Origin of the sequence: Streptomyces sp. AJS327 (assembly GCF_013450295.1) — a bacterium.
Classification (GTDB): Bacteria; Actinomycetota; Actinomycetes; order Streptomycetales; family Streptomycetaceae; genus Streptomyces.
In genome coordinates, this window is sequence record NZ_SKBR01000002.1 from 1 (window position 1) to 13,233 (window position 13,233).

Genomic DNA, 13,233 nt, shown 5'->3' on the forward strand with positions numbered 1-13,233 from the left:
CTGGATGTGGCGGAGGTGGAGGGTCTGCTGCCGGAGGGGGTCTCGGTGGCGGCGATCAACGCTCCGGGGCAGGTGGTCGTCAGCGGCCCGCCGTCGCAGGTGGCGCAGGTGTGTGCCCGGGCGGAGGAGACGGGCGTACGCGCTCGGTTGATCGAGGTGGACTATGCCTCGCATCACGCGCAGGTGGAGGCCATCGAGGAAGAGTTGCGGCGCGAGTTGGCGCCGGTCGTCGACCAGGGCCAGGGTTCGGGTTCGGACACCGGTCCGGTGTTGGTCTCCACCGTGACCGGACAACCGGTTCTCGACGGGGAGTTGGACGGCGACTACTGGTACCGGAACCTGCGGGAGCCGGTGTTGTTCGCGGACGCGGTGCGCACCGCACACGCCCTGGGCCACCGCGCGTTCGTGGAGGTGAGCCCGCATCCGGTGCTGAACCTCGCCCTGGCCGGGGTACTCGCGGAGTCGGACCCCGAGGCCGAGGCCCGGGTGCTGCACACCCTCCGCCGCGACCAGCCCGAACCCGAACAGCTCGTCCGGAGCGTGGGCGCCGCCTGGGCCGCCGGACTCCCCGTCCAGTGGCGGCGGATGCTGCCGGGGAAGGCCGAACCGGTGGAGCTACCCACCTACGCCTTCCAGCGCCAGCGCCACTGGCTTGACACCCGGCCGGAGAAGCCCGCCACCCCCGTCGGGGACAGCTGGCAACAGCGGTTCTGGCACGCCGTACACCACGGCGACGCCGCCGAGTTGAGCCGGATGACCGGCGGCGACGAGCAGAGCGTCACCGACGCCCTGCCCATGCTGGAGTCCTGGCGCCAACACGGCGAGGAGCGGTCGGTGGCGGCCGGATGGCGCTACCGCGTCGGCTGGCAGCCACTGGCCGCCCGCTCCGCGAACGGCACCGCCGGAGCCACCACCGTTGGCGAGTGGATGCTGCTCTGCGCCGAGGAGGACGCCAACTCCTCCCACGTGACCGGCGTTCGGGACGTCCTGACCCGCGACGGCGCCCGCGCCCGGACGGTGACCGTGCCACGGGGCGTGCCGGAGCGCGAGACGCTCACCGAGCTGCTGACGCGGGACGGCGTTCCGGGGACCGAGACACCGGCCGGGATCCTGTCGCTGGTGTCGGGACGGGTGGAGCCGACCGGTACGGCGTCCGAACTGGCCGCCACACAACTGGCGTTGACACAGGCCGTCGCGGACCTGCCGCAACCGGTGCGGCTGTGGACCGTGACCTCCGGCGCGGTCGGGATCGGTGGCGACGACGCCGCGCCGGACCCGGCCCGCGCCGCCGTGTGGGGACTGGGCCGGGTGTTCGGCCTGGAGCACGCCGACCGCTACGGAGGATTGCTGGACCTGCCCGCCGAGTGGGACGAGCGGATCGGCGACCAGCTGGCCGTCGCGCTGAACGACGGCACGGAGGACCAGTTCGCCGTCCGCCAACACGGCCTGTTCGTCCGGCGGTTGTACCGGGCGCCAGAACCGGACGGCCCCGGCTGGCGGCCCACCGGCACGGTGCTCGTCACCGGCGGCACCGGCGTGGTGGGCAGGCAACTCGCCCGCTGGCTGGCGGCCAGCGGGGCTGACCGACTGGTCCTCGTCAGCCGGTCCGGCCCGGACGCCGCCGGAGCCGACGACCTGGCGGCCGAACTCACCGCCGCCGGCACCCCCACGACGAACGTCGCCTGCGACGTGGCGGAACGGTCCGCGCTCGCCGCCGTCCTGGACTCCGTACCGCCCGAACACCCGCTCACCGCGGTCGTGCACGCCGCCGCCGCCCCCGGCAGCGACGCGCTGGAGACCCTGACACCGCGGCAGCTCGGCCGGGTACTGCGAGTCAGGGCCGAGGCCGCCCAACACCTGCACGAACTGACCCGCCAACTGCCCCTCGACGCCTTCGTGTTGTTCTCCTCCGTCTCGGGCACCCTGGGCGGCTCCCGGCAGGGCGGCTACGCCCCCGCCAACGCCTACCTCGACGCGCTCGCCGAGAACCGCCGGGCGGAGGGGCTTCCGGCCACCTCCCTGGCCTGGGGCCCCTGGTCGGGCGGCGGCCTGACGGAACACCGCGCGGTGGAGACGCTGCTCAACCGCAGTGGCCTGCTCCCGATGCGACCCGAACAGGCCGTCGAGGCACTCCGCGTGGCCGTCGCCGAGGACGCCGCCTGCCTCACCGTCGCGAACGTGGACTGGGACCGGCTGTTCCTGGCGTTCACCGCGTCCCGTGCGCGGCCCCTGCTGGAGGGCGTCCCCGAGGCGCGGCGGCTGGCCGGGACGCGACGCCAGCAGGCCGCCGAACAGGAGTCGTCAGGCACCGAGTTGGCCCGCCGACTGGCCCCGCTGGACCGCGCGGCCCGCGGTCGGGCCCTGCTGGACCTGGTACGCCAGGAGACCGCCGCCGTCCTCGGACACCCGTCCCCCGAAACCGTGGACACCCGGCGCAACTTCCGGGAACTCGGCCTGGACTCCCTGACCGGCGTGGAGGTCCGCACCCGGCTCAACGGACTCACCGGCCTGCGCCTCCCGCCCGCGGTGGTGTTCGACCAGCCGACCCCCCGCGCGCTCGCCGGGCACATCGCCACCGAACTGTTCGGGGCCGAGGAGCACGGCACCGACGTCGACGACGGTGCCCCGGCCGTGGCCACGGACGCCCTGGCCCAGGAGCCGATCGCCATCGTCGGCATCGGCTGCCGCTACCCCGGCGGCGTCGCGTCCGCCCAGGGACTGTGGGACCTGGTCACCGACGGCGGCGACGCGATCGGGGAGTTCCCCGCCGACCGTGGCTGGGACACCGCCGGACTGTACGACCCGGACCCGGAGCGGAACGGCACCTCGTACACCCGGCACGGCGGCTTCCTCTACGACGCGGCCTGGTTCGACGCCGGCTTCTTCGGCATCTCACCGCGCGAGGCGCTGTCGATGGACCCGCAACAGCGCCTGTTGCTGGAGGTCGCCTGGGAGGCGCTGGAGGACGCCGGAGCCGACCCGGAGGCGCTGCGCGGCAGCCAGACCGGCACCTACATCGGGCTGACCTACCAGGACTACGCCCTCCAAGTACAGGAGATCTCCCAGGAGTTGGAGGGATACCTGATAACCGGCGGCAACGCCAGCGTCGCGTCGGGCCGCATCTCCTACGAGTTCGGGTTCGTGGGCCCCGCGGTGACCGTCGACACCGCCTGCTCCTCGTCACTGGTGGCCCTGCACCTGGCCGTCCAGGCCCTGCGCTCCGGCGAGTGCTCCCTCGCGGTGGCGGGCGGTGCCACGGTCATGTCCAGCCCCACCACCTTCCTGGACTTCTGCCGTCAGCGGGGGCTGTCGGCGGACGGCCGGTGCAAGGCGTTCGGAGCGGACGCGGACGGCTTCGGTCCCGGCGAGGGCGTGGGCCTGCTGGTGCTGGAGCGGTTGTCGGACGCGGTGGCGAACGGGCACAACGTACTGGCGGTGGTGCGTGGTTCGGCGGTCAACCAGGACGGTGCGTCGAACGGTCTGACGGCGCCGAACGGCCCGTCCCAACAGCGCGTGATCCGGCAGGCGTTGGCGAACGCCGGAGTCGGTGCCGCCGAGGTCGACGCCGTCGAGGCCCACGGCACCGGCACTTCGCTGGGCGACCCCATCGAGGCGGACGCCCTGCTGGCCACCTACGGAAAGGACCGCCCCGAGGACCGCCCGCTCTGGCTCGGCTCGGTGAAATCCAACATCGGTCACACGCAGGCCGCCGCCGGTGTGGCGGGCGTCATCAAGATGGTGATGGCGCTGCGGCACGGTCTGCTGCCCCGCACCCTGCACGTCGACGAGCCGACCCCCCGCGTCGACTGGTCGAGCGGGACCGTGCGGCTCCTCACCGAGGCCCAGCCGTGGACCGCCGACGGCGGCACGCGCCGAGCCGGTGTGTCGTCCTTCGGGGTCAGCGGCACGAACGCCCACGTCGTCGTCGAAGCCGCACCGACCACCCCAACAACCCCCGCACCGCAGCCAGTTCAGCACGGACAGCCCGAGTGCGCCGTCGCCCGGGAAGCCTCCGACGAGGGCGCGCTCCCCTCGGAGAGCCGCCCGCCGGTCACGCCCTTCGCCCCACCCGGACCCGGCAGCCCGCTGCCGTGGATCGTGTCCGGCCGTGGGAACGCGGGCCTGCGCGCCCAGGCCGCGCGGCTCGCGGTCTTCGTCCGCGCGGAGCGGGGCGGCACCGACGCCGAGGCGCTCCCCCACCAGGTGGGCGCCGCGCTGACCCGTAGCCGTGTCCCGCTGGAGGACCGGGCGATGGTGGTCGGCGCGGACGTCGAGACGCTGCTCGCGGGCCTGGACGCCGTCGCCGAAGGACGGCCCTCCGAGAACGTGGTGACGGGTGAGGCCCTTCCAGACCCCGGCGTGGCGCTGGTCTTCCCCGGCCAGGGTGGTCAGTGGTTGGGGATGGGTCGTGGGTTGTTGGAGGCGGCGGGTTCTGGGTCGGGTGCGGGTGCGGGTTCTGTTCTTGGCTCGGTGTTTGTGGGGCGGTTGGTGGAGTGTGAGCGGGCGTTGGAGCCGTTTGTGGGGTGGTCGTTGCGTGAGGTGTTGTTGGGGGTTGATGAGGGGTGGTTGGGGCGGGTGGATGTGGTGCAGCCGGTGTTGTGGGCGGTGATGGTGTCGTTGGCTGAGGTGTGGCGGGGTGTGGGTGTGGTGGGGGATGTGGTGGTGGGGCATTCGCAGGGGGAGATCGCGGCGGCGGTGGTGGCGGGTCGGTTGAGTGTGGAGGATGGGGCGCGGGTGGTGGCGTTGCGGTCGCGTGCGTTGCGGGGGTTGGCGGGTGGGGGTGCGATGGCCTCGATCGGTTTGGATGTGGCGGAGGTGGAGGGTCTGCTGCCGGAGGGGGTGTCGGTGGCGGCGATCAACGCTCCGGGGCAGGTGGTCGTCAGCGGCCCGCCGTCGCAGGTGGCGCAGGTGTGTGCCCGGGCGGAGGAGTTGGGGGTGCGGGCGCGGTTGATCGAGGTGGACTACGCCTCGCATCACGCGCAGGTCGAGGCGGTGGAGGAGCGGCTGCGGAGCGAACTGGCCGGGGTCGTCGACCGGGGCTCCGGTTCGGGAGCGGTACTGGTCTCCACCGTGACCGGACAACCGGTTCCCGAGGGGGAGTTGGATGGCGACTACTGGTACCGGAACCTGCGGGAGCCGGTGTTGTTCGCGGACGCGGTGCGTACCGCACACGCCCAGGGACACGAGGTGTTCCTGGAGGTCGGCCCGCATCCGGTGCTGGGGCTGGCCCTGTCGGGAGTGCTGGCGGACTCGGACGCGCGGGTGCTGCACACCCTCCGCCGCGACCAGCCCGAACCCGAACAGCTCGTCCGGAGCGCGGGCGCCGCCTGGGCCGCCGGACTCCCCGTCCAGTGGAGGCACTTCTTCCCCACCGGCACGCCACGCCTGCCGCTGCCCCCGTACGCCTTCCAGCAGCAGCGCTACTGGCCCGACGCGCCGCCCCGCACCAGCGCCCGGCCGTCCGACGGGCCCGGCCATCCGCTGCTGACCGGCGCGGTCGAACTCGCCGACGGGCAGGGCGCCGTGTTCACCGGTGAGCTGTCGACGCGGATCCACCCCTGGCTCACCGAACACCAGGTGAACGGCCGGACGATACTGCCCGGCACGGCCGTGCTCGACCTCGCCCTGTGGGCCGCTGCCCGGATCGGCAGCCCCCGCGTCAGCGAACTCGTCCTCAGCGCCCCGGTGTTCGTCCCATCCGACGAGGAGATCCAGCTCCAGCTGACCGTCGGTGCGGCGGACGACAACGCCAACCGCCCCGTGTCGTTGCACTCCCGCCCGGACACGGACCCGACGGCGGAGTGGACCCTGCACGCCAGCGGCAGCCTCGCGCCCGACACCGACCCCGTCGACGAGGACGCCGCCGCGCCGTGGCCACCGCCCGCCGCCGACGAGGTGGAACTGGCCGGCGCGTACCAGCGGCTCGCCGCGAACGGATACCACCACGGCCCCCGGTTCCGCGCGCTGCGACGGATGTGGCGGGCCGGGGACGCTCTCCTCGCTGAGGTGGGATCGCCGGAAGGGCTGACCGCCGGACCCCCCGGAACGGCCGCCGACCCCGTCCTGCTCGACGCGGCCTTGCAGCCGGTCGCACTCGACCTGGTCAACGCCGCCGACGCCGCCTCCGGTCAGTCCGGGGACAGCCTGCGGCTGCCCTTCGTCTGGACGGACGTACGGCTCCACCGGCCTGTCGAGGGCCCCTTGCGGACCCGGCTGACGCCTGCCGAGAGCGGCGCGGTCACCCTCGCCGTCACCGACGACGCCGGGCGCCCAGTGCTCTCCGCCCGGTCGATCGTGCTCCGTCCCCTCCAGCCGAACGAGGCCGGACTGACCTCCAGCGTCCCGCCACACAGCATGTTCCGCGTCGTGTGGCAGGCGCTCACCGGCCAGCCGACGGCCGCCCGGGACGTGCCGGTCGCCGTCGTCGGGCCCGACGCCGACCAACGACGGGCGGTGGCCCGAGGGTTGGGCATCGGCAGCAGCCAGCACACCGACCTCGACGCCCTCGCCCGCGCCATCGACGAAGACACCGCCCGCCCCGAACTCGTCGTCGTCCCACTGCCCATGACGGCCGCGACTCCCGGTGACCCGACCGCCGAAGCCGTCCACCGGACCACCGCCCACGTGCTCGACCTGCTCCGGCGCTGGCTGGACGAGGATCGATTCGCCCGCGCCCGACTGGTGTTGCTCACCCGGAACGCCGTGGCCGTACGGTCCGGTGAGCCCGCCGCCGACCTCGCAGCGGCCGCCGCCTGGGGACTGGTCCGGTCCGCGCAGACCGAGAACCCCGGCCGACTCCTACTGGCCGACGTGGACGACCCCGCCGCCCTGGGCCGGGCACTTCCCGCCCTGCTCCACGCCGACGAGCCCCAATACGCCCTCCGCGCCGGTCAGTTGCACACGCCCCGCCTAGCGCCCGCCGAACCACGCACCACCCAGGACAGCGACACGGAGCACCACGCACCGCCCGGCACCACGCTGATCACCGGCGCCACCGGCGTGCTCGGTGCCGCCGTCGCACGCCACCTGGTGGCCGAACAGAACGCCCGCCACCTCCTGTTGGTCAGCCGACGCGGCCCGGACGCCCCCGGCGCCGAACAACTCAACGCCGAACTGACCGGCCAGGGCGCCACCGTCACCCTCGCGGCCTGCGACATCACCGACCGGACGGCCCTCGCCGCGCTCCTGGACACCATCCCCGACGACCAGCCCCTCACGTCCGTCATCCACACCGCCGGAGTGCTGGACGACGGCATCATCTCCGCCCTCACCCCGGAACGTCTCGCCCACGTCCTCCGCCCCAAGGTGGACGGCGCGCTCGCGCTCCACGAACTCACCCGCGAGCGGGACCTCGTGGAGTTCGTCCTCTTCTCGTCCGTCGCCGGAATCCTGGGCACCGCCGGGCAGGGCAACTACGCCGCGGCCAACGCCTTCCTGGACGCCCTCGCCCAGCACCGCGCCGCCACCGGACTCCCCGGCACCTCCCTCGCCTGGGGTCTCTGGGCCGACCGCAGCGAACTCACCGCCGACATGGGCGACATCGAACTACAACGCCTGGCCGGATACGGCGTGGAGACGATCAGCACCGACGAGGGACTGGCGCTGCTCGACGCGGCCCGCACCCATCCAGAAGCCGCCGTGGTCACCGCGCGGATCAACACCCCGTCGCTCATAGCCCGAGCCGAGCGCGCCGAGCCGTTGCCCGCCATCGTCCGCGGCCTCGCTCGGGTCACCGCCCAGCGGAACACCCCGGCCACCACCGGCCGTTCGGGCCTCCCCACCGACGAACTGGCCCAACTCCCCGCGCACGAACGGGAACGCGCCCTCGTCGACCTCGTCCGGGAACAGGTCGGTGAGGTGCTGCGCCTGCCCTCGCTGGACGAGGCCGACCCGGGCCGGGCCTTCCGCGAGATCGGGTTCGACTCCCTCACCTCCCTCGAACTGCGCAACCGGATCAGCGCGCGGACCGGACTCGCGCTGCCCGCCACCCTCGTCTTCGACGAACCCACCCCGCAGGCGGTGGCGCGGTACCTCGCCACCCGGATCGTCGGCGAGCCCGAGACGCGGGAGGAGGGCCCCTCCACGCCGTCCACCACGACAGCCACCCCGGACGACGATCCGATCGCCATCGTCGGCATCGGCTGCCGCTTTCCCGGCGGCGTCACCTCCGCCCAGGGGTTGTGGGATCTGGTGGCCAACGGCGGTGAAGCGATCGGGGAGTTCCCCGCCGACCGAGGCTGGAACACCGCCGGACTGTACGACCCGGACCCGGACCAGCCCGGCACCACGTACGTCAACCGGGGCGCTTTCCTCTACGACGCGGGCCTCTTCGACGCCGGATTCTTCGGGATCTCGCCGCGTGAGGCGCTGGCGATGGACCCCCAACACCGGCTGCTGCTGGAGGTGGCGTGGGAGGCGCTGGAGAACGCCGGTGTGGACGCGGGGATGTTGCGGGGCAGCAGGACCGGCGTGTTCGCGGGCCTGATGTACCACGAGTACGGCTGGCGTGTGGGCGTGGCACCGGGAGAGGTGGAGGGGTATCTGGCCAACGGCAGCGCGGGGAGCGTGGCTTCGGGCCGGGTGGCCTACACGTTCGGCTTCGAGGGCCCCGCGGTGACGGTGGACACGGCATGCTCCTCGTCCTTGGTGGCCCTCCACATGGCCGCCCAGGCCCTGCGCTCCGGCGAGTGCTCCATGGCGCTCGCGGGCGGCAGCACCGTCATGACCAGCCCTATGCTGTTCACCGAACTGAGCCGTCAGCGGGGGCTGTCGGCGGACGGCCGGTGCAAGGCGTTCGGAGCGGACGCGGACGGCTTCGGTCCCGGCGAGGGCGTGGGCCTGCTGGTGCTGGAGCGGTTGTCGGACGCGGTGGCGAACGACCATGAGGTGTTGGCGGTGGTGCGTGGTTCGGCGGTCAACCAGGACGGTGCGTCGAACGGTCTGACAGCGCCGAACGGCCCGTCCCAACAGCGCGTCATCCGGCAGGCGTTGGCGAACGCTGGGCTGGGCGTGGGCGAGGTCGACGTGGTGGAGGCGCACGGTACGGGCACCTCGCTGGGCGACCCGATCGAGGCCCAGGCCCTGCTGGCGACCTACGGGCAGGATCGCGCGGGGGGTCGTCCGTTGTGGCTGGGTTCGGTGAAGTCGAATATCGGTCATACGCAGGCGGCTGCTGGTGTGGCGGGTGTCATCAAGATGGTGATGGCCATGCGGCACGGGAGCCTTCCCGCGACGTTGCATGTGGATGAGCCGTCGCCGCATGTGGATTGGTCGTCGGGTGAGGTGCGTTTGTTGACGGAGTCGGTGCCGTGGGAGGTGTCGGACTCGCGGGTGCGTCGTGCGGGGGTGTCGTCGTTTGGTGTGAGTGGGACGAACGCGCATGTGATTTTGGAGGAGCCGCCGGAGTCGGTGAGGCCCGCCGGGGTGGGGTCGGCTTCTGTGGTGGGGGAGTTGGGGTTGGTGTCGTGGGTGGTGTCGGGTCGTGGGGGTGTGGGGTTGCGGGGTCAGGCTGCGCGGTTGGCGGGGTTTGTGCGGGAGCGTGTGGCGGCGGGTGTGGGTGTGGATATCGCTGGTGTGGCTGCGGGGTTGGTGGGGCGTGCGGGGTTGGAGAATCGTGCTGTGGTGGTGGGTTCGGGTGTGGAGGAGTTGTTGGCGGGGTTGGATGGGGTGGCGGGTGAGGAGCGGTCGGTGTCGGTTGCTGGGCTGTCGGGGGCGGTGTTGGTGTTTCCGGGGCAGGGTGGTCAGTGGTTGGGGATGGGTCGTGGGTTGTTGGAGGCGGCGGGTTCTGGGTCGGGTGCGGGTGCGGGTTCTGTTCTTGGCTCGGTGTTTGTGGGGCGGTTGGTGGAGTGTGAGCGGGCGTTGGAGCCGTTTGTGGGGTGGTCGTTGCGTGAGGTGTTGTTGGGGGTTGATGAGGGGTGGTTGGGGCGGGTGGATGTGGTGCAGCCGGTGTTGTGGGCGGTGATGGTGTCGTTGGCTGAGGTGTGGCGGGGTGTGGGTGTGGTGGGGGATGTGGTGGTGGGGCATTCGCAGGGGGAGATCGCGGCGGCGGTGGTGGCGGGTCGGTTGAGTGTGGAGGATGGGGCGCGGGTGGTGGCGTTGCGGTCGCGTGCGTTGCGGGGGTTGGCGGGTGGGGGTGCGATGGCCTCGATCGGTTTGGATGTGGCGGAGGTGGAGGGTCTGCTGCCGGAGGGGGTGTCGGTGGCGGCGATCAATGCTCCGGGGCAGGTGGTGGTGAGTGGTCCGCCGTCGGGGGTGGCGCAGGTGTGTGCCCGGGCGGAGGGGTTGGGGGTGCGGGCGCGGTTGATCGAGGTGGACTATGCCTCGCACCACGCGCAGGTGGAGGTGGTGGAGGAACGGCTGCGGAGCGAACTGGCCGGGGTCGTTGACCGGGGCTCCGGTTCGGGAGCGGTACTGGTCTCCACGGTGACCGGACAACCGGTTCCCGACGGGGAGTTGGACGGCGACTACTGGTACCGGAACCTGCGGGAGCCGGTGTTGTTCGCGGACGCGGTGCGCACCGCGCACGCCCTGGGCCACCGCGCGTTCGTGGAGGTGGGTCCGCATCCGGTGTTGGGGCTGGCCTTGTCGGGGGTGTTGGCGGAGTCGGACGCGCGGGTGCTGCACACCCTGCGCCGTGACCAGCCCGAACCGGAACAGTTGCTGAGGAGTCTGGGTGCGGCGTGGACGGTGGGGTTGCCGGTGGAGTGGTCGCGGGTGCTGCCGGGGAAGGCCGAGCCGGTGGAGTTGCCCACGTACGCGTTCCAGCGCCAGCGCTACTGGCTCGACGCCACCGCTGCGGTGGCCAGGGACGTCCCCTTCGCCGGGCTGAGCCCGACGGGACACCCGTTGCTGGACGCCGTCACCGAACTGCCCGGCGCCGACGCACGGTTGTTCCTCACCCGGCTCTCCCTGGAAACCCACGGGTGGCTGCGGGAGCACACGAGGGACGGAACCGTGGTCGTACCGTCCTCCGCCGTGCTGGAGATGGCCCTGTACGCCGGTCAGTTGGCGCAATGCACCGCGCTGGCGGACCTCGCGTTCTCCGAACCGCTGACCTTCCCGGTGGATGAGGCGGTCCAGGTCCAACTCGTCGTCGGCGGAAGGGACGACGCGGGACACCGACGGGTGGACGTCCACTCCCGGCCAGCCGACGAGAGCGAGGCCGAGTGGCGCGGCCACGCCACCGGACTGCTGACAGACCGGGTCGACGGCAACCCGCCTGCCGTAGCGGAGACGTGGCCCCCGGTCGACGCGGAGCCGATGCCCGACGACACCGTCCGGAAGGCACTCATCGAGTGCGGAGCCGCAGGTGAGAACGTCCACGACTGGCTCGGCCAGTTCTGGAGGCACGGCGACGACGTGCTCGTGGAAGCCCGGACGCCCGAGGGCGCGGAGACCGCCACCGGCCGGTTCATCCTGCCCCCGGACCTGATGCACGCGCTGTTGCGCGTGGCCGCCGCGGTGACGATGGACGCCACCCCCGAACCGCGGATGGCCACCCAGTGGCGGGAGGTGGCGCCGGTCCGGGACGCCACCGGCGACATCCGCGCCCGGATGACCCCCAGCGGACCGGACACCCTCGCACTGCACCTGACGGGCAGCGACGGCGCACCCGTGGCTGACGTGGCCGAGGTGACCCTGCGGCCACCATCCCCCGAACAGGTCCGTGAGTGGCGGCGGGGCACGGCCCGGCCACCGCACCATCTGGGCTGGGAGGGCCTTGGCGCCCTGCCCCAGCCCACGGTGCCGCAGCGGTACGCGGTGCTGGACGCGGCGGAGAACAAGCTGGCCGAGGCGCTACGCGGCCAGGGCACCGTCACTGAGCGGTACACCGGACTCACCGAGCTGGCCGCCGCAACTGACGCCACACCAGGGGACGTTCCGCACAACATCCTCGTCCCGGTGGCGCCCACCGACCCGTCCTCACCGACCGCGACGCGGACCGAGGTGACCCGGGTGCTGCGGCTGGTGCGATCGTGGCTGGCGGACGAACGGTTCACCGCCACCCGCCTGGTACTGGTGACCCGGTTCGCGGTGGCCACCGACGGGGGTGGTGTGGCGGACCTGACCGGCGCCGCCGTCTGGGGGCTTGCCCGCACGGTGCAGGCCGAACACCGGGACCGAATCGTCGTGTTGGACCTCGACGAGCGTGACGAGTCGCTCCGCGCCCTGCCGGGAGCGCTCGCCGCCGATCAGCCACAGGCCGCGCTGCGGGCTGGCGCGCTGTTCGTCCCCCGTCTGCGGCCCGTCCCACGCCGAGCGGCCGACGAGGTGCCACAGCTGGACAGCGCCGGAACCGTCCTGGTCACGGGGGCGACGGGCACCCTTGGCGGGCTGGTCGCCCGCCACCTGGTCCACGAGCACGGGGCGGGCCGGTTGCTGCTTCTCGGCCGCCGTGGAGTCGACGCGCCGGGCATGCCGGAGTTGGTCGCCGAACTGAGGGAAGCGGGCGCGGACGTGACCGTGGAGAGCTGCGACGTGGGCGACCGCACCGCCCTCGCCACCGTGCTCGAAACGGTGCCCGCCGACCATCCCCTCACAGCGGTGATCCACACGGCCGGAGTGCTGGACGACGGCACCGTCATGTCGCTGACCGACGACCAGGTCGCGACCGTCTTCCGCCCGAAGGTCGACGCCGCACGACATCTCCACGAACTCACCCGAGACCACGGTGAGTTGCGTGCCTTCGTACTGTTCTCCTCGGCGGTGTCCGTACTAGGCGGCGCCGGACAGGGCAACTACGCGGCCGCGAACGCTTATCTCGACGCCCTGGCGTACCAACGCCGTGCGGAGGGCCTGCCCGCGACATCGATCGCGTGGGGCATGTGGTCCGAACAGAGCGGCATGACAGGGGACCTGGCCGCGCGACACGTCGAGCGGATCCTCCGTGAGGGGGGTTCCCCGATGTCCACGGCGGAGGGACTCGCGCTGTTCGACACCGCCCTCGCCAGCGGCCTCCCGGCCCTCGTGGCCGGGATCGACGTGGGACCCCGATCGGGTCGGGAACTGCCCCCCGTGCTGTGGGGAGCACACGGCGCACCGCAACGTCCATCCGACCAACCCGAGCGCGAAGCCGAGGCGTTCGACACCCGCCTCGCCCAACTCCCCGAACACGAACGGGACGAGGTGGTGCTCAACCTGGTCCTGGGCACGGTCGCCGACGTGCTCACGCACGCGGACGCCGAACAGATCGACCCGGACCGGGCGTTCAAGGACCTGGGCTTCGACTCGCTC

Annotated in this window: 1 protein-coding gene (only partly in view); it reads left to right on the top strand. The window is 72.6% G+C overall.

All coding sequences use genetic code 11. The features are described from left to right. Window positions 1–6 precede the first annotated feature (6 nt). On the top strand, window positions 7–13,233 hold the 5' portion of the coding sequence (locus E0L36_RS27560) for an SDR family NAD(P)-dependent oxidoreductase (protein ID WP_308416714.1). 399 nt of this gene lie beyond the right edge of the window; the window shows 13,227 of its 13,626 coding nt (coding positions 1–13,227); the start codon lies at window positions 7–9; its stop codon lies beyond the right edge, outside the window.